Origin of the sequence: Flavobacterium sp. A45 (genome assembly GCF_002001005.1) — a bacterium.
Lineage (GTDB): Bacteria > Bacteroidota > Bacteroidia > Flavobacteriales > Flavobacteriaceae > Flavobacterium.
On record NZ_MUNX01000051.1, the window covers coordinates 74,910 to 98,201 of the forward strand.

22 protein-coding genes and 1 pseudogene are annotated in these 23,292 nt (G+C 36.2%); 12 read left to right on the forward strand and 11 right to left on the reverse strand.

Annotation, left to right across the window (positions count from 1 at the left end; genetic code table 11):
* Window positions 1-92: 92 nt before the first annotated feature.
* Together nadB and nadA are read right to left on the reverse strand one after the other, a co-directional pair.
* Window positions 93-1,616 carry an L-aspartate oxidase gene (gene nadB, locus B0E44_RS03300; RefSeq protein WP_077370782.1) on the reverse strand — a complete coding sequence of 508 codons (1,524 nt, stop codon included), beginning with the start codon at window positions 1,614-1,616 and terminating at the stop codon, window positions 93-95.
* Window positions 1,617-1,618: 2 nt separating this feature from the next.
* Window positions 1,619-2,545, reverse strand: coding sequence for a quinolinate synthase NadA (nadA, locus tag B0E44_RS03305; protein ID WP_077370783.1), 927 nt, complete (start codon window positions 2,543-2,545; stop codon window positions 1,619-1,621).
* Window positions 2,546-2,804: 259 nt separating this feature from the next.
* Between nadA and B0E44_RS03310 the strand changes: the two genes are divergently transcribed.
* A complete protein-coding gene (locus tag B0E44_RS03310; protein ID WP_077370784.1) occupies window positions 2,805-4,625 on the forward strand; it encodes a hypothetical protein in 1,821 nt (606 codons plus the stop codon).
* A gap of 63 nt (window positions 4,626-4,688) precedes the next feature.
* On the opposite strand, the gene B0E44_RS03315 is transcribed toward B0E44_RS03310, so the two are convergent.
* The 9 genes from B0E44_RS03315 to ric form a co-directional block, all read right to left on the reverse strand.
* Complete coding sequence (locus B0E44_RS03315; RefSeq protein WP_077370785.1) at window positions 4,689-5,423, reverse strand: DUF3667 domain-containing protein; 735 nt, start codon at window positions 5,421-5,423, stop codon at window positions 4,689-4,691.
* Window positions 5,424-5,534: 111 nt separating this feature from the next.
* Window positions 5,535-6,263, reverse strand: coding sequence for a hypothetical protein (locus B0E44_RS03320; protein ID WP_077370786.1), 729 nt, complete (start codon window positions 6,261-6,263; stop codon window positions 5,535-5,537).
* Between the two features lie 61 nt (window positions 6,264-6,324).
* Window positions 6,325-6,759 carry an Rrf2 family transcriptional regulator gene (locus tag B0E44_RS03325; RefSeq protein WP_077370787.1) on the reverse strand — a complete coding sequence of 145 codons (435 nt, stop codon included), beginning with the start codon at window positions 6,757-6,759 and terminating at the stop codon, window positions 6,325-6,327.
* Between the two features lie 312 nt (window positions 6,760-7,071).
* On the reverse strand, window positions 7,072-7,521 hold the full coding sequence (locus tag B0E44_RS03330; protein ID WP_077370788.1) for a CopD family protein: 450 nt from the start codon (window positions 7,519-7,521) through the stop codon (window positions 7,072-7,074).
* A gap of 180 nt (window positions 7,522-7,701) precedes the next feature.
* On the reverse strand, window positions 7,702-8,940 hold the full coding sequence (locus tag B0E44_RS03335; RefSeq protein WP_077370789.1) for a hypothetical protein: 1,239 nt from the start codon (window positions 8,938-8,940) through the stop codon (window positions 7,702-7,704).
* 2 nt (window positions 8,941-8,942) lie between these two features.
* Window positions 8,943-9,659 carry an anaerobic ribonucleoside-triphosphate reductase activating protein gene (locus B0E44_RS03340; protein WP_077370790.1) on the reverse strand — a complete coding sequence of 239 codons (717 nt, stop codon included), beginning with the start codon at window positions 9,657-9,659 and terminating at the stop codon, window positions 8,943-8,945.
* Window positions 9,613-9,780, reverse strand: coding sequence for an anaerobic ribonucleoside-triphosphate reductase (gene nrdD / locus B0E44_RS19100; protein WP_124019267.1), 168 nt, complete (start codon window positions 9,778-9,780; stop codon window positions 9,613-9,615). Before nrdD ends, B0E44_RS03340 begins: the two co-directional genes overlap by 47 nt.
* 126 nt (window positions 9,781-9,906) lie before the next feature.
* Window positions 9,907-12,012 (reverse strand): ribonucleoside triphosphate reductase, encoded by a 2,106-nt coding sequence (locus B0E44_RS03345; protein WP_077370791.1) that lies wholly within the window; start codon window positions 12,010-12,012, stop codon window positions 9,907-9,909.
* Window positions 12,013-12,041: 29 nt separating this feature from the next.
* Window positions 12,042-12,773, reverse strand: coding sequence for an iron-sulfur cluster repair di-iron protein (gene ric, locus B0E44_RS03350; protein WP_077370792.1), 732 nt, complete (start codon window positions 12,771-12,773; stop codon window positions 12,042-12,044).
* Window positions 12,774-13,204: 431 nt separating this feature from the next.
* Here ric and B0E44_RS03355 point away from each other — a divergent pair, with 431 nt between their 5' ends.
* The 11 genes and pseudogenes from B0E44_RS03355 (at window position 13,205) to B0E44_RS03405 (ending at window position 23,281) form a co-directional block, all read left to right on the forward strand.
* Window positions 13,205-13,636 (forward strand): cytochrome c, encoded by a 432-nt coding sequence (locus tag B0E44_RS03355; RefSeq protein ID WP_077370793.1) that lies wholly within the window; start codon window positions 13,205-13,207, stop codon window positions 13,634-13,636.
* A 15-nt stretch (window positions 13,637-13,651) separates the two neighbouring features.
* Window positions 13,652-14,986 (forward strand): cbb3-type cytochrome c oxidase subunit I, encoded by a 1,335-nt coding sequence (locus tag B0E44_RS03360; protein ID WP_077370794.1) that lies wholly within the window; start codon window positions 13,652-13,654, stop codon window positions 14,984-14,986.
* Between the two features lie 115 nt (window positions 14,987-15,101).
* Window positions 15,102-15,893, forward strand: coding sequence for a CbbQ/NirQ/NorQ/GpvN family protein (locus tag B0E44_RS03365; RefSeq protein WP_077370795.1), 792 nt, complete (start codon window positions 15,102-15,104; stop codon window positions 15,891-15,893).
* A gap of 125 nt (window positions 15,894-16,018) precedes the next feature.
* Window positions 16,019-17,794, forward strand: coding sequence for a nitric oxide reductase activation protein NorD (locus B0E44_RS03370; RefSeq protein WP_077370796.1), 1,776 nt, complete (start codon window positions 16,019-16,021; stop codon window positions 17,792-17,794).
* 83 nt (window positions 17,795-17,877) lie between these two features.
* Window positions 17,878-18,843 carry a DUF438 domain-containing protein gene (locus tag B0E44_RS03375; RefSeq protein WP_077370797.1) on the forward strand — a complete coding sequence of 322 codons (966 nt, stop codon included), beginning with the start codon at window positions 17,878-17,880 and terminating at the stop codon, window positions 18,841-18,843.
* 10 nt (window positions 18,844-18,853) lie between these two features.
* Entirely contained in the window at window positions 18,854-19,435 is a 582-nt protein-coding gene (locus B0E44_RS03380) for a cytochrome c oxidase subunit 3 (RefSeq protein ID WP_077370798.1), read from the forward strand.
* Window positions 19,435-19,680, forward strand: coding sequence for a cytochrome C oxidase subunit IV family protein (locus B0E44_RS03385; protein WP_077370799.1), 246 nt, complete (start codon window positions 19,435-19,437; stop codon window positions 19,678-19,680). The genes B0E44_RS03380 and B0E44_RS03385 overlap by 1 nt, the downstream gene beginning before the upstream one ends.
* Before the next feature lie 213 nt (window positions 19,681-19,893).
* The gene (gene nirK, locus B0E44_RS03390; RefSeq protein ID WP_077370800.1) at window positions 19,894-21,384 is read left to right on the forward strand and encodes a copper-containing nitrite reductase; all 1,491 of its coding nucleotides are present in this window, start codon (window positions 19,894-19,896) and stop codon (window positions 21,382-21,384) included.
* A gap of 103 nt (window positions 21,385-21,487) precedes the next feature.
* Window positions 21,488-21,808: pseudogene (locus B0E44_RS03395) on the forward strand (cytochrome c); the annotation flags it as partial.
* Window positions 21,809-21,883: 75 nt separating this feature from the next.
* Window positions 21,884-22,606 carry a formylglycine-generating enzyme family protein gene (locus B0E44_RS03400; RefSeq protein WP_371594582.1) on the forward strand — a complete coding sequence of 241 codons (723 nt, stop codon included), beginning with the start codon at window positions 21,884-21,886 and terminating at the stop codon, window positions 22,604-22,606.
* Between the two features lie 33 nt (window positions 22,607-22,639).
* A complete protein-coding gene (locus B0E44_RS03405) occupies window positions 22,640-23,281 on the forward strand; it encodes an SCO family protein (protein ID WP_254423236.1) in 642 nt (213 codons plus the stop codon).
* Window positions 23,282-23,292: the final 11 nt, after the last annotated feature.

Here is a 23,292-nt window from a genome sequence, read left to right on the forward strand (position 1 = left end):
AACCTTGCTACCTTTCAGTCTGCTAAGCAAATCACTATGGACTGGAAGTTCATAGTGATTTGTTTTAAAATGTTTTATGGTTCAATATACGATCATTTATACTTTACAAATCCGCCACAATTGCCATTACGGTCAATAGATTGCTGAACGATAAGATTCCCGATGTCAATCATATTATTCAATTCATATAAATCAGTGCAAACAAGATGATTCTGAATTTTTTCATCAATTTCGTTTTGCATGTTTTTAAGTGTTTCTTTGGCTTTCAATAAATCCGAATCAAATCGAACGATCCCCGCATTTTTACGCATCAATAATTGCAGTTTAGCTTTCGTTTGAGCGATGTATTCGGGAGCTATTTTTACTTTAGATGGAATAGACCACCTTGGAAGTACGTTGGCTATTTTTGGTTCGATAAAAGGATTTTCAGCTAAGTAATGGTAAATTTTATCTGAGTATACCAAGGCTTCCAATAAAGAGTTTGAAGCCAGTCTGTTGGCGCCATGTAAACCTGTTCTGGAACATTCGCCACAGGCAAATAAATTATCTATAGATGTTTTTCCATTGATATCTACAACTATTCCACCACACAAATAATGCTGGGCAGGAACCACCGGAATCCATTCTGTTTCAAGGTCGATACCTACTTTTTTGCAATGCTTATAAATCATTGGAAAATGGTTTTTGAATCCTTCCATATCCAAGTGCGTACAATCCAAATAAACGCATTCATCACCTGATTTTTTTAGCTCCAAATCAATGCTTTGGGAAACAATATCTCTAGAGGCTAGATCACCTCTTGAATCATAAAGATGCATGAATAAATCCCCTTTCTTGGTTCTCAAGCGAGCACCAAAACCACGAACAGCTTCGGAAATTAAAAATTTGGAACCAGCAGTATTGTCAAATAAAGCCGTTGGGTGAAACTGTATAAATTCCATGTCTTGGATTGCTGCATTGGCGCGATACGCCATTGCAATTCCGTCTCCTGTGGCAATAATTGGGTTGGTGGTGTGTCCGTATAAATGTCCAATTCCACCAGTGGCCAGTAAAGTGAAATCTGATTGATAGGTGATTACCTCGTTTGTTTTTTCGTCAAGGGCATAAGCGCCAATGCATCGATTGTCTTGTGTAATCAATTCCAGTGCGAAGTGATGATCGAGTACAGTAATGTTTTCTTTTTGCATTACTTGTTCCAAAATGGCACGTTGGATTTCATGACCCGTTTGGTCTTTATGATGCACCACTCTGTTTTCAGAATGGCCTCCTTCTTTGCCTAAATCAAAAGTGCCTTTGGCATTTTTGTCAAATTGGGCACCCCATTCGATCAATTCTTTCAATCGTTTCGGACCTTCAGTAACAACCATTCTAACTACAGTTTCGTCACACAATCCGTCGCCACAAATCAGCGTGTCCTCAATGTGTTTTTGATACGAATCTTCGGTTTTATCGGTAACAATAGCGATACCTCCTTGTGCGTATTTGGTGTTAGACTCGTCTGCGTTTGCTTTGGTAATAATGGTGATGGTTCTCTCAGGAAAACGATTGGCCATTTTGAGAGCAAATGTCAGACCTGCAACACCGGAACCTATAATTAAATAATTGGTTGTAATCATTCTTATGATAATTCGAGCATGCGTTCGATAGGGATTAATGCTTTTTCTCTAATGTCGTCTGGAACATTAATTTCTGGAGTTTCATTTAGCAAGCAATCGTATACTTTTTGAAGGGTGTTCATTTTCATGTATCCACATTCGCTGCAAGCACAGGTATTATCCTCGTTTGAAGGTGCTGGAATCAAAATTTTATTAGGAACCACCTGTTTCATTTTATGCAAAATACCAGCTTCAGTTGCTACAATAAATTTGTTGCTTGGATTGGTTTTTACATAATTGATCATCCCTGCGGTAGAACCAATGTAGTTGGCCGTTTTCAGTATATGTGTTTCAGATTCAGGGTGTGCAATAATTTGGGCATCTGGATTTTTTTTGTACAAAGCGATTAATTTATCTAAAGAAAAAGCTTCGTGAACCACACAAGAACCGTCCCAAAGTAGCATTTCTCTACCCGTTTGTTCCATTACATATTTTCCTAAATTTTTATCTGGAGCAAAAATGATGGGTTTGTCTAACGGGATGGATTGTACAATTTTAACGGCATTGGAGGAAGTAACCACAATGTCTGTCAATGCTTTTACTTCGGCTGAACAGTTTACATAAGTTATAACTATATGGTCAGGGTGTGCTTCTGTAAACTCTTTGAATAAAGGGGCAGGGCATGATTCAGCTAGTGAACAACCTGCTTTCAAATCAGGCAAAATTACTTTTTTGGTAGGGTTTAATATTTTGGCAGTTTCTGCCATAAAGTGAACTCCTGCGAAAAGGATAATATCGGCATCTACTTTCATTGCTTCTTGGGAAAGTCCCAAACTGTCTCCTACATAATCTGCCACATCTTGAATATCGGATTCTTGATAATAATGCGCTAAGATTACCGCATTTTTCTCTTTTTTCAATTCCAATATACGTTCTTTAAGACTTTTCATTTTTTAAAAACTTTAATGGTGTTTTTTTAATTGAAGATTAATTTCTATGCAAATATAAGGTAAAACTTTGAAGCTACACGTTTCTGAAAGCTTTCTAAAAGTTTCAAAAAAAATGTTTTTGTTAAAAAAATGCCTTTGTGGTTTTTGCAACCCGCAAATCTATTGCAATATGTTTCATGTGAGTATGACATTTATCAGTTTTTAAGCAAATTAGTATGGTGATATTTGCATAAAAGTTTAATAAACCAATTTTATACCTATGGCGACTAAAAAACAACTACATACTTTCCATATTCCAGTGATGGGGTTGGCCTATACTATTGACAGTCCAATACGTGTGGCCCAGTATGGGATTTCATCTGTAGTCTCTATTATAGATGACGATTTGATTGAAAGGATGAATGCTTTTTACAGCGAAAAATTCAAAATACCTTATCAGGAAATCACAGAAAAGATTCATGATTATCGTGCCGAACGTGTTACTTCTTATTTGAATTTGATGGACACTATCGTAAAAGATAAATTCGAAAAATTCAAAACAGAATTAGCCGAAAGCAAACAGGCTTTGGAGAATTATATCTCAATGTTACCGAATAAATCGGAAATTAAGAAAGGACTGCAAGATTTAATAGACGACGGAATTGCTTTTAAAGATACTATCAAAAATTACCTTGAAGAGAATCTTTCCGCAGGTGAAATTGATGTGAATATCATGACCAAAGTCGATAAAGACAATTTCATTAAAGACGAACAATTACCGGTTGAGTTTAATGATGCTCATGCTTCACTTCGTGGTTTTGCCAATAGTAATTTGTCATCTTCGGTAGTGCTTTCTGCAGGGATGAATCCTAGATTGTATGCTTATTTTGAAAACTTCCCTGTTTTTTATCCGGATGCAAATAATAAATTACAAAAGAAAATTATCCTGAAAGTTAGCGATTTTCGCTCGGCGATGATTCAAGGAAACTTCTTGGCCAAAAAAGGACTTTGGGTTTCAGAATACCGAATAGAATCAGGTCTAAACTGTGGAGGACATGCCTTTGCAACCGACGGTTATCTGTTAGGGCCAATTTTGGAAGAATTCAAACAAAAGAAAGAGCAATTAATCCAATCTGCTCATGAATTGATGGTAAAAGCATTGGAAATAAAAGGATTGCATATACCTGAAAAACCATTGGAATTAAAAATTACGGTGCAAGGTGGTGTTGGTACTGCCGAAGAGCATGACTTTTTATTGGAACACTATCAAGTGGATTCTGTGGGTTGGGGTTCTCCTTTTTTATTGGTTCCCGAAGCTACTTCTGTAGATGCTGCAACGAGAACATTATTGGAAAAAGCCAAAGAGGACGATTTTTATTTGAGCCATATTTCGCCTCTTGGAATTCCGTTTAACGCAGTGAAAGGAACAACAAATGAGTTTTTTAAGCAAAAGCGTATTGAGGAAGAAAAGGCAGGAAGTTCTTGTCCGAAAAAATTCTTGGCTTTGAGTAAAGAATATGGCCCAAAAGGAATGTGTCCCGCATCTAAAAAATACCAAGATTTAAAATTAGATGAATTGGATGCTGTAAAGGATTCATTGTCTAAAGAAGCTTTTGATAAAAAGAAAAACAGTATTACAGAGAAATCGTGTCTTTGTGTAGGTTTGGCCAATGCTTCTTATCTTGAAAATAACATTAAAATAAAAGGGCAGTCCCAAGGAGTTGTTATTTGTCCAGGTCCTAATTTGGCTTATTTTGACAAAGAAGTTTCGCTTTTGGATATGGTAAAACACATTTATGGAAATGCTTCCGTACTTGGAAATAATGATCGTCCGAATGTAATTATCAATGAATTGAAAATGTACATGGATTATCTAAAAAATGAAATCAATGAATTTTCAGAGCAAATCACAGCTCCTCAAGCAAAGAAACTGAAAGCGTTCAAAAGTAATTTGAATGAAGGGATTGAATATTACCAATCATTAATTGCATCCAATAATTGGTTTGAGAAAAGTAAAGAAAAAATTGAAAATCAATTGAAACAATATAAAGAGGAACTGATTGATCTTTGTATTCCTGAACAAGTGGCAATAGCAGTTTAAATAATAGTAGTTTGATAATGAAAAAGACTTGATGTAACTCAAGTCTTTTTTTTGGATTTTAGTTTATGCTTTGTCCAGAATAAGCAACACAATGACGCCGATCAAAATCACTATAAACCAAAATATCAAATGGGTTAACAATGTCAAGAAGAATGTTTTTGTTTTTGATAAATGATTGAAAAATTGCTGATTGGTCCAAAAATACAAAACAAAATCTATAAAAATTATTATTTTGGTTATTGTATTGATGGCTGGAGTTCCGCTGTAATAATAGAATACCGGGATAAATAATAAGGAGATATATAATTTTTGTGCTGCCTTGTAAGTGTTGAGGATAAAATATTCAAAAAAATTATAGCCTTGTTTTCTAAAAGTAACAATAGTGCCGATTGTGTGTATGGGTATAAAGGCTAGCGTAATCCATGCAAAATGAGCTTGTAACCATTCTCCAATTTTTCTAGCATCAATATTGGAACCAGAGTCACTTGTATTTACAATTAAATCAATGTGAAGCAAGTGAATCAAAGCTAAATAGGTTGTTGCCAATACCATCACTAGAGAAATGGGTTTGAAATGTTTTATTCTTTTTCCTTCTATAAATTCTCGAATCGAGTGACCTGGTCTAGTGAACAGTTGCTTGGCTGTATATGCTATTCCATTGTCAAAATGAAGAAGGCCTTTTTGAATATCATGCCACAAAAAGTGTAAGTTTATAGGATGAGTCTCTGCAGTTTGTCCGCAATTACTACAATAATGTCCTTTGAAAGTTTGATGGCAGTTTTTACAATTGATATACATTATCTTTCGTTTTTAGTCTTTGTAAAAAAAAATAAAAGCAGAATCTTTTTTAAGTAAATATAATGGATTTATTAAATAGTTGTAAAAAAAGTAAGGACTTTTGACGGTAATTTAATCTTTAAACAGCGTATTTCCTTTAATTAGCCATGCAAAACCAAAACTTTCAATTGCTATCGTTTCCATCCAAAAGGTCAATGGGAATGCTTTAAAATAGCTTGGGGGAATTATTTTTAAAGAACCTACAAGCAATGTAATTAGAGCCATAAGCATCAAAACACCGCAAGTTCTGTAAATTCGGTTTCGGATGATTTTATTTTTCCCTCTTTTGCTCGGTGATTTGTCTGACTTTGTAAACAAAAAGAAAGACATATAGGACAGGCATAAAAAAAATAACGCCGCAGCTGTGTAATGAAAATAAACTCTGAAATCACTGTTTGGTAAAATCGTAATAGCATATTTTTTGTCAAGGTCACCGCATATTTCCGTGATGTTATTAGTTGGAAATAAAACTACCAAAAGCGCAAAAAATCCAGCGAATAGGGAAATATAGAAATCAACAGGTTCTTTGCCTTTGTAAACAATTAGAAAAATGGCCAATAGACTTAAAATAATTACAAAAATGCCACTCACTCTCGTGTAGTAATAATGGCTAATGGATTCTAGAGGGTGCTGCATTCCATTGTCAAAGTATAAGAATGCATATAAAAGCAACGGCATCGCCATTCCCAAAACACCAATAATCTTCCGAAGTGTCAAACTATTGGTTAGCCAAATGCTATTGTCTTCTTTGTAGTCTACTTTTAAAAAAGTGTTTAAATTGGATTGCTTAGATTTATTCATGATAAATTAGTTTAAGTTCAGTTACTTAAAAAATATCATGTAAATATAAGATTACTTTTTATTAGTACCGCAAAAAAGTATCTCCGGTCTTAATTCCCAATGCCAATTCTTCTAGATTCGTGTTTTCGAGCATAAAAGCCAATTCGTTTCGAATGGATTTGAATTTTTCATGCATCGGACACGGATGGTCTTCCGAGCAATGGGTAAGTCCCAAGCCACAGCCGGTAAAAACGCGGTCACCTTCCAAGGCATTTACTATCTGAGCCAGTTTGATATTTCTCATAGTCTCTCGAGGAATTTCAAAACCGCCACCAACACCTTTTATGGAATTTATAATGTTGTCTTTTGATAATATTTGAAGAATTTTTGCCGTAAAAGCTTCAGGAGAATCTATTTTTTTGGCAATGTCTTTGAGTCCAACTCTTTTATTCTGATAAGACTCTGAAGCTATAAAAATCGTGGCACGAATGCCGTATTCACAGGTTTTGGAAAACATAATCGGTTTTTTACAAATTTAAGAAATTACTTTTATTTCCCATAGTAATAAGGGCAAAGGTTTAGGTGTTTTTAATCAAAATTTTCATTTTTTTGGGCGTGTCCCTGCGGGTCGGGTTTTACGTTCCCGCTTTTTTTTATCCCGCTAAAAAGCGTGATAAAAAAAGAGCTCCACTGCAACCCCTCACGCAAAATAGCACTAGTTTAATTTTTCTCGCAAAGACGCTAAGGCGCAAAGTTCTGATCCAATTTCTTTGCGCCTTAGCGTCTTTGCGAGAGATAGATTTAGTGAAAATTTTGCGAGAAACCAAAATCAAAATCCCCCAAAACGTACAAAAGAGCCAAAAATAAGCATGAAAACACCAATCAAAGTGACAGATACAATATGAAAAGTCATTTCAGGCAATTTATCGGGATTGGTTTTAAGTTTTGGCAGTACTCGGAATTGCGCGCTCAACGCAAAAAGCACCGTCAGCAAAAGCAAAAGTAATTTTGTCGAAACCACTTTTTCGATGGGCGTAGCAAATTGAAACCAATATTCAATGTTTACGCCATATTTATAAGCCATCAGGATTCCAGTGACAACTAACAAAACCAAAGCTGTCATTCCCACCGGTTCATACTTTCGCTCATAGTCGAGGATTATATTTTGATTTTTCTCCCTGAGAGCTTGTGGCAAATGGCCAAAGACGAGCAATAAATGGCCACCTACCCAAATACTCGCACACAAAAGATGAATGATTAATAATAAATGATGGCTCATATAATTTATGATTTAAGTTTAGAAATATCGATTAATTTAAAAACATGTAAGTCATATAAGTTTTAAATTGAATAAAATCAGTTTAAAAAACAGATTATTTAAGCAAAGTTAGATAGCAATACAAAAACGTTCTCAACTTATAGTCACTTTTTTTATCCTAATTTGGCAATCTAACTTTCTTTAACTTATATGACTTATATGTTTAAAATTGAATGCTTTTTTTGCATGGCTGAAAATACCAATAGTCAGCATTAAAAGTCCCATTGGCAGAAAGACACTTGACAAAAATAAATTAAGATAATAATTCGGGAATGATCTATTATTCAAAAGTAGCCAAATACCCTGAAGAAATAAAAGGATTTCGGTAGCCAAAAATCCCAGTAAAAAAAGGATTGCACCCCATTTTTGGATAGCATTTTTAGAATTTAAGAAACCATTTTGAAAAGCAAATCCAAAAAGGAAACCAGTGATAATTCCCAACATAGTCAAGTGGATGTATCCAATCACGAAATTCCGAATCTGATGCGAAACCTGAGCCAATTCGGGAACCAAGACAACCAATTGAATGGCGATTTTTAAAACCAATGATAAAAGGGCAAAACGGTAAACGTTTTTTTCCAATGCAGACAATGGGGCGAAGAACGTTTGAAATTGAGTTTGAATAAGCTGTATAAAAAGAATTGCCGAAAAGAATTGGAGTACAACCCCAACTACATTTATCCAATAAAAAGCAGGATTTGAAAGCGACCAACTCACAGGCAAAGCCAATGTCAATACCGTTCCAACAACGAATAAATTATAAAAAAGGCGAAACTTTTTCTCGTCGAAATTTAGTTTAGCTTGTTTAAAAAACAAAGCCAAAACCGCAAACAAAAACCACCCGTTAAATTGAAAATGAAGGAAAAACTGAATCGCAATTTGATAAAAGGCACTTGCTTTTCCCAACATTCCTACTGCAGGACCCAAGCACCAAACGCCCAATGTAGAGAATAGCATAAAGAACAAAGCAGTTCTCAGCATCCTTTTTTCGGGAAAAGTGGCGGGTTTGGCGTCTTTCCAAACCAAGTGGCAGAAATAGTAACTGCAAAAAATATGCAAAGTCGAAAAGAGAATGGAAGCAAAGGCATAACCTTGCGCTGGAAAATCTATCATCATGCCTACTACGGCGAGTTCTGTTATCCAGAACAATCTATTATAAATGTTTTTTTGTTGGCTTTCTTTTGGAACAAAAAAAATAAAAATCAAACAGTAAAGCATTAAATAGACCCAACCCAACATCGCAACATGCGAATGCCCATGCATTAAAAACTGAAAATTTACTCCGGAAATCGGTGCAACATACATCCAACGAAGCAGTAATCCCATCAGCGAAGCAATGAAAAAATTAATGAAACACGCCAAAATCCAGCTCTTTCTCATATTTATCCTCTAAAATGAACTTTTATTTTTTCTGTTGAAAGGTTTTCGTTTTCCAGTTCATTGAATGAATGCTCCAGTTTTTCTATAGTTGTCGCTCCGTTCACAAAATGCTGAATGTAATAATTACCAGTATACCCTATATTTTCCAAATAGGAAATCATTTCCCGAATATCATTTTTATTCAATAATTCGGAATGTACGGTTGTGCGTACTTCAAAAGGAATTTCGCTATGGAGCAATAAAAGTAATGACTTTTCGAAGGGAATAAAAAGTTTCGACTGTGTTATCTTTTCAAATTTCGCAGGCATTGCCTTAAAATCAAGCGCCACATAATCGATAAGTTCTTTTTGAATGAGTTCTTTCAGGACTTCGGGTTGTGAACCGTTGGTGTCAATTTTGACTAAGAATCCCAATTTTTTAACTTCGGCAATAAACGAAATACTTTTTTTATGTAATAAACATTCGCCTCCGCTAAAAACGACAGCATCCAGCAAATGACTTCTGCCTTTTAAAAATTGGATTGCATTTTCAAAGGAAATAATTCCTTTTCCAAAAACTATTTCGGGATTATAACAATATGAGCATCGCATATTACAGCCTGCAAACCAAAGGATGCAAGCTGATTTATGCGGGTAATCCAATAAAGTGAAAGGTGTTAAACTGTAAATCGGTCTAGCAGCACTTTCCTTCGGTAAAATGAGTTCGTTGTTTGTGTTCACCTTTTTTTCCTATGTTAAAGCTTTCTACGGGTCTGTGGTAGCCCATTACGCGTGTGTACACCAAGCATTTGGTGCGCTGTTCTTGATTTTGTTCTAAAATCTGGTTTGTTGTTAATTTCATATTTTAAAAAGTTTAAAGTTGTTTAATTTGGTTTAAAAGTTTAAGGGTTTAAAAGTTTAAAATTGTTTAATGTTGTTTAGGAGTTTAAACCAAATTAAACTATTCTTAAACAATCTTTAAACTCTTTTATAATTCGAAGGACTTCGCTTTCTCAGCAATTATAATTTCATCACATTTCGGGCAATACTCGTGTTCTCCGTTCAAATACCCATGTACTGGACATACACTAAATACTGGTGTTACTGTAATGTATGGCAATCTGAAATTAGTAATTACTTTTTTGACAAACTGTTTACAGGCTTCCGGCGAACTTATTTTTTCGCTCATGTATAAGTGTAAAACCGTTCCTCCGGTGTATTTGCACTGCAATTGATCCTGTAACATCAAAGCTTCAAATGGATCCTGAGTGTAATCAACAGGAATTTGGGAACTGTTTGTGTAATAAATATTCTCTTCCTGTCCCGCTTGAAAAATATCATCAAAACGTTTTTTGTCTTCTTTGGCAAAACGGTAAGTCGTTCCTTCGGCGGGTGTGGCTTCGAGGTTGTAGAGGTTTCCGGTTGCTGACTGGAATTCTTTCATTCTGCTGCGGATGTGATCCAGAATTTCCGAAGCAAATTCAATACCTGTTTCCGTCGTTACATTATCATCTTCATAGGTGAAATTTTCAATCATTTCGTTCATTCCGTTAACGCCAATAGTCGAAAAGTGATTTCTGAAATGCTGCAGATAACGTTTGGTGTAGGGATACAATCCGCGGTCATACATTTGCTGAATAAATACTCTTTTTTTCTCCAAAGTCGATTTGGCTATGTACAAAAGCTCGTCAAGCTGCGTATATAATTTTTCTTTATTTCCTTTGTTCAAATAACCCAAACGCGCCATATTGATGGTCACCACGCCGATGCTTCCCGTCATTTCGGCACTTCCAAAAAGGCCGTTTCCGCGTTTTAGCAATTCGCGCAAATCCAATTGAAGACGGCAGCACATACTGCGTACAGCGTTGGGTTTATAGGCATTCTCATTCTCAATCTGATTGCCGTTTTCATCCAAAACATATTGGCTTCCAATGAAATTTTGAAAGTAAGAAGAACCGATTTTGGCTGTATTTTCAAAAAGCAAATCTGTATTTTCGCCATCCCAGTCAAATGCTTCGGTGATATTCACCGTTGGAATAGGGAAGGTAAACGGTTGTCCATTGGCATCGCCTTCGGTCATAACTGTATAATAGGCTTTGTTGATGAGGTTCATTTCTTTTTGAAAATGCTCATAACGCAATTCTGTTACTTTAGACACGCCTCTTTTTTTGGCTCTGATTAATAAGTCGGATGTGATACTGTCTTCAAAAATATGATGGTCATTTTTGGTCGGAATCTGAGTTTTCAAATCATCGGGAACAATCCAGTCCAAAGTGATATTGGTAAATGGCGATTGTCCCCAGCGTGCAGGAACATTCAGGTTGTAAACAAAACCTCTCACCGCTTTTAAAACATCGTCAAAACCCAAATTATCTTTGAAAACATAAGGAGCCAAATACGTGTCAAACGAACTGAAAGCTTGAGCTCCAGCCCATTCGCTCTGCAAAATTCCAAGAAAATTTGCCATTTGTCCTAATGCTTCTCTAAAATGCGCTGGCGGTCTGCTTTCTACACGTCCTCTCACACCGTTAAAACCTTCGTTGAGCAGTACACGCAAACTCCAGCCTGCGCAATAACCTGTAAGGCAATCCAAATCGTGAATGTGAATATCTCCGTTGCGGTGCGCATAACCTTCTTCTTTGCTATAGACTTTGTCCAACCAGTAATTGGCAATTATCTTTCCCGCCACATTGTTGACCAATCCTGCATTAGAATAGGAGGTATTGGCATTGGCATTGATCCGCCAATCCGTCTGTTCGATGTATTCCTCTATTGTCTGTGAACTGTCAACATACGTGGTGTCATCATTAAGACCATTAACGTGTTCACGCTGTAATTTTCTCGTGTGACGAAACAACATGAAAGAACGCATCACATCGAAGTATTTCTTTTCGAATAACTTTTTTTCAATTAAATCCTGAATCTCTTCAACAGCCCATACTTCTTGGCTTTCAAGTTGAATGATAATGTTTTCAAAAACACTTTCATCAACAACTATAGAGACGCTCTTGAAACTTTTTTCAATTGCATCTTTGATTTTATAACTCTCAAATGGTTTGTATTTTCCATTTCTTTTGATAACATAGTTCTCCATAGTTGTTGATGTTTGGTGTTTGACATTGGTTATAATTGTGCCGAAAAATCCTTTTCGAGCTTGGTTGCTTTTGGGAATAAAATATTATTTTCCAAATGGATGTGTTTGTGCAAATCCTGTTCAAATTCCTGTAACATGGCAAATGTTACTTTATAAGTATTGCATCCATCTGCTGGCGGTGTGTAATTATTACTTAATTCCGCTATTTTTCTGAAACGTTCCCCTTCGGCATCGTGTTCGTGCATCATCATGGCAATTGGATTTTCTACCGTTCCAAAATGGGGTTGCTCAATTAATGCATCCGAAATAGAGGCGTGAACCATTTTTTTGATAAAAGGAAACAAAATCAACTCTTCTTTTTTCATATGTTGTGCTAATTCACCTGCACAACCTTTAAAGAGGTCATTTATTTCTAATAATTCTGGATGATTGGCTCCGTGAACTCTGCTTAATTTGTCTAAAAATTGAAGCAATGTTGGTGTTTTTTCTGAAACATAACGGTGATGTGTTTTCTCGATATAATCGGCTAGTAAATCGATTGGCCATGAATTAAAATCGATTCCAGAATCACTTTTTTGGGACAAAACAGCTTCAATTTCTTTTAATAAATCATCAGGATTTACTGCTTTTTTCTGGCAGGCTTCTTCAATACTTCTGTTACCATTGCAACAAAAATCGATGCCGTATTTTGAAAATAAAGCTGCTGTTCTAAAATCTTTTGCTACGTATTCACCTATTGTAATTTTCTCTAAAGTTTCCATTGTGTTATTTTTTTTAATTAAATTTTAGAGTACAAAAATAGGTACTATTTCAATAAAAGACAAATTTATCCTTAATTAAATATATTATTTTTTTATTTATGTAAATGTTTGAATAAGAAACGAATGAGATTTGGGGATCTTCTGTTTTTGTCAATGTAATTTTACGATTATTTGAAAAATGGGAACATGATAAAAATCATATTTTGGCCATGACTTAAGAACATTCTGTTGTTGAAAACTTATCTGTCCAGCAATTTCAAAAGTTTGTTTTTTATATTGTATAAAGAAAACACCCAAAAAAATATTTTAAAAAAAATGACAATTATTACAATAAAAGACAAAAACATCTTTTATATTTGCATTTAAATAAAAGACAAACTTATCCTTTATTAAAAAAATGAAATTTATTAACTAACAAAAAACAGATTATTATGCTTTCAAAATCACAAGCACGAGCATTTTTTCTGGGAGGAACTTTGGTCACCTTTTTAATCTTTATAGGATTGACCATTTATTCGTTTATGCCCAGAAATGATCAAACCAACTACAAGGCTATTGACAAACAAGTAGTGAGAGGAAAAGAAATTTGGGAACAGAACAATTGTATGGGTTGCCATTCCATTATGGGCGAAGGAGGTTATTATGCTCCTGAACTGACAAAAGTACTCGACCGCAGAGGTGAAGGCTATGTTAAAGCTGCTTTGATGTCGCCAATTCCCTGGGCACCAAATGGACGAAAAATGGTTGCCTATAATATGAGTGAGCAAGATGCCGATGCCGTGGTAGCCTATTTCAAATGGATCGGGAAGATTGATTTGAACGGGTTTGACCGTATCGTTTCGCCATTAGCTAAAGAAGAATAATTAAATTATACAAATATGAAATATAAATCACAAAAAGTAGCCTATTGGTTTTTTGCACTGTGCATGCTTTTGTTCTCACTGCAGATTATCTATGGCTTTATCATGGGCTTTGACCGAATAGGAATCCAAGGATTACACGATATTATCCCTTTTAATGTTGCCCGAGCAGTACATACCAATTTATTGGTGGTTTGGTTACTGACCGGTTTTATGGGAGCCGCCTATTACATTATTCCCGAAGAAGCACAGCGCGAGCTGATAAGCGTAAAATGGGCTTATGTACAATTGATTTCCCTTGCCGTTGTTGGAGTTGTAGCCATTGTAGGCTTCCATTTGAACCACTGGGAAGGAAGAAAGTTTCTTGAAATTCCGAGAGAATTGGATTTTCTGGTAGTTATTAATGTATTGCTGTTCTTAGGATTAATTTTAGGAACGCTTTATAAAGGAAAACGCAGAACCACAACCGCATTGGTATTGACTATGGGATTGCTGTTTGCAGCCTTATTGTATCTGCCGGGAATGATTTGGTTTGATAGTCAAGTAATGGATTCATTCTTCCGTTGGTGGGTAGTTCACTTGTGGGTTGAAGGTGTTTGGGAATTAATTATGGGAGGTATTCTTTCGTATTTATTAATCAAATTGACCGGTGTTGACAGAGAGGTAATCGAAAAATGGCTGTACGTAATCGTCGGTTTGACTTTCCTTTCTGGAGTTTTAGGAACAGGACACCACTATTATTACATAGGAGTAAACAAAATTTGGTTAATCGTAGGTGGAATTTTCTCTGCATTGGAACCTTTGGCTTTCTTGGCAATGGCTTTGTTTGCTGTGAATATGTATCGCAAAGGCGAAAAAAGCCACCCCAACAAAATTGCTTTATTCTGGACAATCGGTTCTTCCATAGTATCATTTGTTGGAGCAGGATTGCTAGGTTTTGCACACACTTTGCCACAAACGAATCTTTATACTCACGGAACTTTGGTGACGGCTATGCACGGACACTATGCCTTTTGGGGTGCTTATGCGATGATTGTTTTGGCGATAATCAGTTATGCACTGCCGAACTTGACAGGCCGAAAAAGATACCAAAGCGCAACAGGAATGGCCGCTTTCTGGTTATCCAATATCGGAATGTTAGGAATGACAGTTGCTTTTGGAGTTGCAGGAGTGGTGCAAGTGTATTTAGAGCGAAAAATGAAAATGGAATTCATGGTCGTGCAAAACGAAATCAGCATTCACTTCGTTGTATTGTTGATCTGCGCTACGATGTTCGCCACAGGAATAGGACTTTTTATATTCGATTTCTTTAAATATGGACGACCAACCGATGAAGCTTTGGAGATAAAATAACTTACTAATTCAGCCCTTTTTTTTAACCGGAACGTTTTGACAGTAGTTTTTGAATTTCCATTTCCATAAAAACGATTGTTTTACGTTTCGGTTTTTTTTCAAAAAATTTAAAAATATGTTAGTAGATACTTTAATACCCGCACCATATTATCATACTGTCGGCAAAGAAGCCGAAGTCTTTGAACATTCTTATAAAAATAAAATTCCTTTTTTGCTGAAAGGTCCAACAGGAACCGGAAAATCCCGTTTTGTTGAGTTTATGGCGCATCAATTGGATAAAAAACTCATTACCATCAGTTGTCACGAAGAAACGTCTTCGACTGATTTAATCGGCCGATTTATAATCAAAGGAGCCGAAACGGTTTGGCTTGATGGGCCTTTGACCACTGCCGTAAAAGAAGGAGCAATTATCTATCTTGATGAGGTTGCTGAAGCCCGTCCTGATGTTATTGTGGCCATCCACTCACTGACCGATCACCGCCGAGTACTTTTTATAGACAAATTGGGAGAAACCATCAAAGCTCACGATAATTTTATGCTGGTAGCCTCTTTTAATCCAGGTTATCAAAGAGGATTTAAAGAACTGAAACCCTCCACCCGTCAACGGTTTATTGCCGTTTCTTTTGATTATCCAGAAGCGAAAATTGAAACCGAGATTTTGGTTAATGAGGCCAATATTAATAATGACACAGCGAAAAAGCTTGTGGCTATTGGAAACAAAATCAGAAATTTAACCGAATTGGGATTGACCGAAACGGTTTCGACACGACTTTTGGTTGATGCTGCAAAAATCATCCATAGCGGATTGCCAAAACGATTGGCTGTACACGTAGCCGTTGTTGAGCCTCTCACAGATGATTTACAAACATTGGAAGCACTGAAAGATTTGTGCAATTTGATGATATGATCCCCCTAACCCCCGAAGGGGGAATAAAACCTTGCATAAATAAATTGTATATAAAGTTTTTAATAACTTAAATCCTATTTACCCCTAATAGGAGTTCCCCCTTCGGGGGTTAGGGGGATACTATTATGGGTTTCGAGATAGATGAATATTTAGTTGGGAAGTTTTTCAAGCACTTAAAAAGCCGAAAAAAAATAAGCCCCGAAATTGAAGCCAGAACTGTTACACTTGCTTTCATAAAACCACGTTTGACCATTATGGCGCGAGCTTTGACAGGAAATCCAATCGAAATATTTCCTGCAGAAAGGGAAGGAGGTTATAAGAACAATAATTTTTTTCTTCCGATTTCGTTTGCCGAGTTTCCAACTTTGGAAGAGAACCTTACTTTTTATCATTTTAGAATCTTGTATCTCAGCGTGCAGCAACGCCTGAATTACAATTGGACTTCCGAAGAAACCGAACCTGAATTAGCTCTTTCGCAACAAAAAGCATTGGAAACATCCGATGATGTTCTGACTATTTTGTTTGAAGAATTTTCAATCGATGAACAGTTTTTGGCGTATGCCAAAGATCATTTTATACAAAAAACTGATACTAAAAAGGAAACTGATTTTTCTTGGCTTTTTGGTAAATGGATGAAAAACGAAACTGTTGTCGATAGTGAGAATGTGTTACAGAACTTCTCGGACAAGACCAAAAAACCAAATGAAATCCAGCCTTTAACGACGCTTAAAGCAAAAGCAGTTGAGGAAGTCATCACAGTGGAACTCGATAAAAAGCAACAAGAAGATTATGTGATGTTGCATAATTTTGAAAAAGTGGAAACCGCCGAAGAATTCAATGGAAATTGGCGAGATTTTGATGGATCGGATGAACTCGAAGACCATCAAGACGCATTGGAGGAACTGAATATGAAATACACCGTTCGCGTTGATGACACGGCACATTCCGTTTATCAATCCGATTTTATGGAAAACACCACAATCTCTGAAAGCGCTTCAGTGGATGAAAAAGGTTTTCATCACTCCTACGACGAATGGGACTGCAGCAAAAACAGCTACAAAGAAAATTTCTGTAAAGTATATCCAAAGCTGCAATTAAAGACTGATGCCGATTATTACAAAAAAACAATAACAAAGAATGCCTCCACCTTGATGGGCTTGCGCAAAATGCTGACGAATGTCAACAACAAAATGCAACAGCAAAAAAGGCAAACCCAAGGCGATGAATTTGACATTGATGCCATCACCGATTTGTATGTTGATGTGCATTCCCGAAGAACGCCTTCGGATAAAATTTATGTTTCGAATCGGAAAAAAGAAAAGGATTTGTCGATTCTGATTCTTTTGGACATCAGCCTTTCAAGTGATGGCTACGCGGCCGGAAACAGAGTGATTGATGTGGAAAAAGAAGTTTCCATTTTGTTTGGGGAAATCCTCAACGAATTCAATATCGATTTTTCGATAGACAGCTTTTACTCCAAAACAAGAAATTATTCGACGTATCTGACCATCAAAGATTTTGATGAAAATTGGAATATAGCCAAACACAAAGTGGGAGCAGTAGAACCCAGTGGTTATACTAGAATTGGAGCCGCACTACGACATGCAGGAGTTCGCCTCGACAAACGAAGCACCAAAAACAAATGGGTAATTCTGATTTCTGACGGAAAACCCAACGATTACGATAAATACGAAGGAAAATATGGAGTCAATGACGTAAAGCAAGCCCTTCGCGAACTTAATTCGAAAAACATTAATTCCTATGCATTAGCCATTGAAGCCGAAGCCAAATATTATCTGCCTCAAATGTTTGGGCAAAACCACTATCAGATTCTGACGACTCCCGTTGAGTTATTGCAGTCGTTAGTGAAATTATACGAAAAGATAAAACACCAGAAATAAATTTACCATATAAGTCATATAAGTTTTTTTAAGCTTGATATATGAAAACTTATATGACTTATATGTTTTAAAATGTAATTAAAATGACAGAAACAGTTCATACACCAATATTACCGGAAGGTCATCCAGTTTGGATTTACTTTCAGGAAAAAGAATTAATAGTGTCTCTTTTGGAAGAGATAAAAAGCGTTAACCCTTTAATTGATTTACCAAAATACACCAACATATTCAGTCATTTGCTTACGATCGAGAAACGATTTGCCCGCAAGGAAAATCAGCTTTTTCCTTTCTTGGAGAAAAAAGGCTGGGTTGGTCCTTCGCAGGGAATGTGGTCGTTCCATGATAATTTGAGAGAGCAGTTTCGTTTGATTCAGTATTATCTCAAAATGAATAATCCCGAAAGAATTGAAACCAATACTCCTTTTTTGGTAGATGGAATTTATCGATTGATGGGAGTTGAAGAAAACGTCCTGTTCCCAAATGCATTAGACATCCTTACCGAAAGTGATTGGATCGAAATGCGAAAAGGCGAAGAAGAAATTGGCTGGATGCTGTCGCAAACGCCACCTTCTTTCCCAAAAGTTGAATATGTGCATCCGAGCGAGGATTTCACGATCCGAGAAATGCCTTTTTCATTAGAAAACACTTCGCATTTTGATGAAGGTTATATGACGGTGGAGCAGGTGAATTTGCTTTTTAGAACAATGCCGTTGGATTTGACTTACGTGGATGAAAATGATAAAGTAATTTTCTATAACAGAGGCGAAGAGCGCGTGTTTCCCAGAAGTGCCGGAATCATTGGTCGTGAAGTGAAGTTTTGCCACCCGCCAAAAAGCGTGGGAACGGTGCTGAAAATCTTGGAAGAATTCAGAAAAGGAACCCAAAATGAATCTTCTTTTTGGATTAACTACAAAGATCGCCTGATTTACATTCGCTATTTTGCTGTAAGGGATGCCAATAAAAATTATAAAGGAGTGATCGAAATGTCTCAGGATATTACCGATATCAAGAAAATTGAAGGCGAAAAAAGGTTATTGGATTGGGAGTAAAAAAACAATTATGGAAACTCTAAAAATAAATTACAAAAGCATTTATTATCCACCTGGAGGAATCCTGATGTGGATTATCATTTTTTTGGAACTCATTACTTTCGGAATGGCATTGGTAGCATTCGTGTATTACGGAAGCCAAAATACCGCTGTATTTCACCAGTCCAGAATGGAATTGAATACCGCTTTCGGAGCAACTAATACAGTTTTCTTATTGACAAGCGGTTTTTTTATGGCCAATGCTGTGCATCAATTTAAAGAGAATAATATTCAGAAATCATCAGTATATTTTAAGTTGGCTATGTTGGGAGGGTTTCTGTTCTTGGCACTCAAAAGTGTAGAATATTACCATAAAATTGAAAGCGGAATTTCACTTGAAACCAATATGTTTTACACTTTTTATTGGCTGTTGACAGGATTTCATGTTATTCACGTAATTATGGGATTGGTTATTTTGGCTTGGACAAACTACGGAATGAAAAAGAAAAACTCCGATTCCGCTGTTGAAGATGTTGAGGCTTGCGCTGCTTTTTGGCACATGTGCGATTTGATTTGGCTGTTACTGTTTCCAATACTTTACCTAATTTTTTAATGATGAAAAAAGATTTACTTCTAAGCTATGCTTTTTTGCTCTTACTGACTGTTTTATCAGCTTTGATTTCCAATTCATTTATTGTTTCTGTAATGATGGTAAGTTTATTGATGTTTTTTGCAGCTTTTAAATTTGTATTAGTTGCTTTTCAATTTATGGAATTAAAAAAGGCTCATTCGTTCTGGAAAATCAGTTTAATAATGACTTTGGGATTGCTTGTGATTTTGATTGTTGGGGTAAAATGAGTTGTTAAGATTATTGTAGTATTGAGATAGGTTTTAATTAGAATATCAGTCACTTAGCATCTTAAATGCTTCTTCTGAAATTCTTAAACAAAAGTTAATAAACATGATATTTATCATGATTTTCTTGAATAATAGGTTTTAATTTTACTTCGTAATAAAAAAAGACAAAACTATCCTTAATATAAAAAACCACTTTTTAAAACCAAAAAAATCATGAAACAATTATTCCATTTTAGCCATCCCTATAAAATCATTGCTTTTGCATTATTTGTGGCTGTTAGTATTTTTTCTTGTGCAAAAAAAGAAGAAACCCATGATGCCGATTATTACGAGAACATAAAAATGGAGGGCCAAAAAGAAGCCGAATTGACTGCTCCGCCTCTTGTTCCGAAACCAGTGGGAGATCGTCCGCCGATGAAATTAATAGTAAATATGGAAATCAAAGAACAGGAAGGCGAAATGGTCGACGGAGTAAAATATACCTATTGGACATTTGGAGGTTCAGTTCCGGGAAGTTTCATCAGAACTAGGGCTGGTGATGAAGTGGAATTTCACTTAAAAAACCATCCAGACAATAAAATGCCTCACAATATCGATTTGCATGCTGTAACAGGACCTGGAGGTGGGGCAACATCTTCATTAGTGGCGCCAGGTCACGAAAAAGTATTTAATTTTAAAACATTAAATCCTGGATTGTACGTATATCATTGTGCTACAGCACCAGTTGGTATGCACATCGCCAACGGAATGTATGGTTTGATATTGGTAGAACCAGAAGGCGGATTGCCTCCAGTGGACAAAGAATACTACATCATGCAGGGAGATTTTTATACCAAAGGGGCTTATGGAGAGCAAGGTTCCCAACCGTTTGATATGAATAAAGCGATTAAGGAGCAACCAGATTATGTGGTTTTCAACGGAAAAGTTGGAGCTGTTGCCGGCGACAAAGCAATTACTGCAAAAGTAGGTGAAACAGTGCGTATTTATATGGGTAACGGAGGTCCAAATTTGGTTTCTTCATTCCACGTAATCGGTGAGATATTTGACAAAGTGCATATTGAAGGAGGTGATGCGATTAATACTAATGTCCAAACTACCTTGATTCCGGCGGGAGGTTCTGCAATCGTAGAGTTTAAAGTTGATGTTCCCGGAACATTCATTTTGGTAGATCACTCTATCTTTAGAGCATTCAATAAAGGTGCTTTGGGTATGTTGAAAGTAGAAGGAGAAGAGAATAAAAAAGTATATTCAGGGACAACGCAAGAAGGTATTTATTTACCTGAAGGAGGTACTATTCAAAATATGCCAAAAGAGAATGGCGTGGCAAAGAGTACCGTTGCTAAAACCGTTCCAGAGCAAATTAAATCAGGTAAAGAATTATATGGAAGAACCTGTTTTGCTTGTCACCAATCCGAAGGGCAAGGAGTTCCAAATGCATTCCCTCCATTAGCCAAATCAGATTTCCTGAATGCTAATCCGGACAGAGCAATTGCTGCAGTATTGCACGGGTTAAGCGGTGAAATTACGGTAAACGGCAAGAAATTCAACAATGTCATGACCAGTCAGAATTTGACAGACGAAGAAGTAGCAGATGTTCTGACGTATGTTTACAACAGTTGGGGTAATAACAAAACAGTTGTAACGGCTGCAAAAGTAAAAGCAGTTAGAGCAAAACCAGCTCCAAAAGCAACAGCAAGCCATTAATAATAGAATAAAAAACTATAAATAATAATCAATAATTAAGACAATAATGAAAAAGTATATTCTTTGCATCGCAATGATGGGATTGGGATTAAAAGGCTTCAGCCAAGATATAAACAAAGGGAAAACAGTATATACAAAAACTTGTGTAGCTTGTCACCAAGTAACAGGTGCCGGAATTCCTGGGGCATTTCCGCCATTGGCAAAATCAGATTATTTGAATGCTGATGTGAATCGTGCCATCAAACAAGTAATCAAGGGATCCAATATTCCTATGACCGTAAATGGGAAAAAATACACTACGGCTATGCCGCCTCAGGCTTTGAGCGACCAACAAGTTGCCGATGTACTTACCTATGTTTATGCCAGTTGGGGAAACAGTAAAAAAGTGGTGACATTAGCGATGGTGAAAGCCCAAAAAAAATAATAAATACTTAAGCAAAAAAGAGCAGTAATGTGTGCATCAAAAAAAATAGCGATTTTCTTTTTATTGTTCATAAGCATGACTCTTTGTGCTCAAGAAGCTAAAATGGCAACTATAAATGGGGGGACTTTTGTTCCCCTTTATGGTGCTACCAGCAAAAAACCGGTCAAAGTTGAACCTTTTAAATTGGATGTTTATCCAGTTACTTACGCACAATATCTTGCTTTTGTTAAAAAATATCCAGCATACAGCCGTTCCAAAATGAAAGGCCTTTTTGCCGATAAAAGTTATTTAAATCAATGGGAAAGTGATTTCAGTTACGGAAAAAACAATTTAAGCAATGCTCCCATAACTAATGTTTCCTGGTTTGCTGCCAAGAAATATTGTGAATGTCAAGGGAAACGTCTGCCGTCAATGGATGAATGGGAATATGTGGCTATGGCCGATGAAAAAAGAATTGATGCCCGTACCAAAGAAGAGTTTAATAAATACATTATGTCCTGGTATGAAAAACCAAAAGCCTATGCGAATCCTGTTGGACAAACCTTCAAAAATTATTGGGGAGTATATGATATGCACGGATTGGTTTGGGAATGGACAGCTGACTTCAACAGTATTTTCCTTTCGGGTGAATCCAGAAAAGATAAAGATACCGATAAGAGTCTCTTTTGCGGAAGCGGATCGGTAAATGCAACCGATTTAATGAATTATGCCGCTTTTATGCGGTACGCTTTCAGAGGTAGTTTGAAAGCCAATTATACTACGAAAAATTTAGGTTTTCGATGTGCTAAAGATAAATAGCAGATTTTCGGAATCCTTATAAATTGAACCAAAATGAAATTAAATTTAAACCAAAAAATGAGTGGAATCCTTAAAAAAGGAAAATCCATTTTATTTGTTTTGTTCATTTTTGCAGCATTTTTCACTATTGAAAGCTGTAATAAAAAAGAAGTTGTTGCTAAGGACAAACCTATTTCGGATTTGTCTATTTACAATTTGCCTTCCAAATGGACCAATCAAGATGGGCAGAATATTGAAATGAAAGATTTGAGAGGAAAAGTGCTGGTAATGGTTATGATTTATACTTCCTGCAAAGCAGCTTGCCCGCGTTTGGTGGCCGATATGCGCAATATTGAATCTCGTTTACCAGAGAGTATTAAGGAAAATGTACAATTAGTATTAGTAAGTATTGATCCGAAGATAGATACCCCAAAACGATTGAAATCCTTTTCTATTGAGAACAAAATGGAAGGAGACCAATGGCTGTTTTTGCGTTCAACCGAAGAAAACACCAGAGAGTTTGCGGCAGTTTTGGCTGTCAATTATAAAAAAATATCCCCTCTGGATTTTTCTCATTCGAATATCATAAGCGTTTTTAATGCCGAAGGTGAATTGGCTTATCAGCAGGAAGGATTAGGTGTAAACTCAGACGCAACAATCAAGAAAATAACTGAAGAAGCGGTTAAACTAAACTAAAATTTCACTAA

What these genes read in the sequence shown, in the direction of transcription:
- nadB (WP_077370782.1), bottom strand. Translation starts at nt 1,616, where the DNA reads ATGATTACAACCAATTATTTAATTATAGGTTCCGGTGTTGCAGGTCTG.
- nadA (WP_077370783.1), bottom strand. Translation starts at nt 2,545, where the DNA reads ATGAAAAGTCTTAAAGAACGTATATTGGAATTGAAAAAAGAGAAAAAT.
- B0E44_RS03310 (WP_077370784.1), top strand. Translation starts at nt 2,805, where the DNA reads ATGGCGACTAAAAAACAACTACATACTTTCCATATTCCAGTGATGGGG.
- B0E44_RS03315 (WP_077370785.1), bottom strand. Translation starts at nt 5,423, where the DNA reads ATGTATATCAATTGTAAAAACTGCCATCAAACTTTCAAAGGACATTAT.
- B0E44_RS03320 (WP_077370786.1), bottom strand. Translation starts at nt 6,263, where the DNA reads ATGAATAAATCTAAGCAATCCAATTTAAACACTTTTTTAAAAGTAGAC.
- B0E44_RS03325 (WP_077370787.1), bottom strand. Translation starts at nt 6,759, where the DNA reads ATGTTTTCCAAAACCTGTGAATACGGCATTCGTGCCACGATTTTTATA.
- B0E44_RS03330 (WP_077370788.1), bottom strand. Translation starts at nt 7,521, where the DNA reads ATGAGCCATCATTTATTATTAATCATTCATCTTTTGTGTGCGAGTATT.
- B0E44_RS03335 (WP_077370789.1), bottom strand. Translation starts at nt 8,940, where the DNA reads ATGAGAAAGAGCTGGATTTTGGCGTGTTTCATTAATTTTTTCATTGCT.
- nrdD (WP_124019267.1), bottom strand. Translation starts at nt 9,780, where the DNA reads ATGAAATTAACAACAAACCAGATTTTAGAACAAAATCAAGAACAGCGC.
- B0E44_RS03345 (WP_077370791.1), bottom strand. Translation starts at nt 12,012, where the DNA reads ATGGAGAACTATGTTATCAAAAGAAATGGAAAATACAAACCATTTGAG.
- ric (WP_077370792.1), bottom strand. Translation starts at nt 12,773, where the DNA reads ATGGAAACTTTAGAGAAAATTACAATAGGTGAATACGTAGCAAAAGAT.
- B0E44_RS03355 (WP_077370793.1), top strand. Translation starts at nt 13,205, where the DNA reads ATGCTTTCAAAATCACAAGCACGAGCATTTTTTCTGGGAGGAACTTTG.
- B0E44_RS03360 (WP_077370794.1), top strand. Translation starts at nt 13,652, where the DNA reads ATGAAATATAAATCACAAAAAGTAGCCTATTGGTTTTTTGCACTGTGC.
- B0E44_RS03365 (WP_077370795.1), top strand. Translation starts at nt 15,102, where the DNA reads ATGTTAGTAGATACTTTAATACCCGCACCATATTATCATACTGTCGGC.
- B0E44_RS03370 (WP_077370796.1), top strand. Translation starts at nt 16,019, where the DNA reads ATGGGTTTCGAGATAGATGAATATTTAGTTGGGAAGTTTTTCAAGCAC.
- B0E44_RS03375 (WP_077370797.1), top strand. Translation starts at nt 17,878, where the DNA reads ATGACAGAAACAGTTCATACACCAATATTACCGGAAGGTCATCCAGTT.
- B0E44_RS03380 (WP_077370798.1), top strand. Translation starts at nt 18,854, where the DNA reads ATGGAAACTCTAAAAATAAATTACAAAAGCATTTATTATCCACCTGGA.
- B0E44_RS03385 (WP_077370799.1), top strand. Translation starts at nt 19,435, where the DNA reads ATGATGAAAAAAGATTTACTTCTAAGCTATGCTTTTTTGCTCTTACTG.
- nirK (WP_077370800.1), top strand. Translation starts at nt 19,894, where the DNA reads ATGAAACAATTATTCCATTTTAGCCATCCCTATAAAATCATTGCTTTT.
- B0E44_RS03400 (WP_371594582.1), top strand. Translation starts at nt 21,884, where the DNA reads ATGACTCTTTGTGCTCAAGAAGCTAAAATGGCAACTATAAATGGGGGG.
- B0E44_RS03405 (WP_254423236.1), top strand. Translation starts at nt 22,640, where the DNA reads ATGAAATTAAATTTAAACCAAAAAATGAGTGGAATCCTTAAAAAAGGA.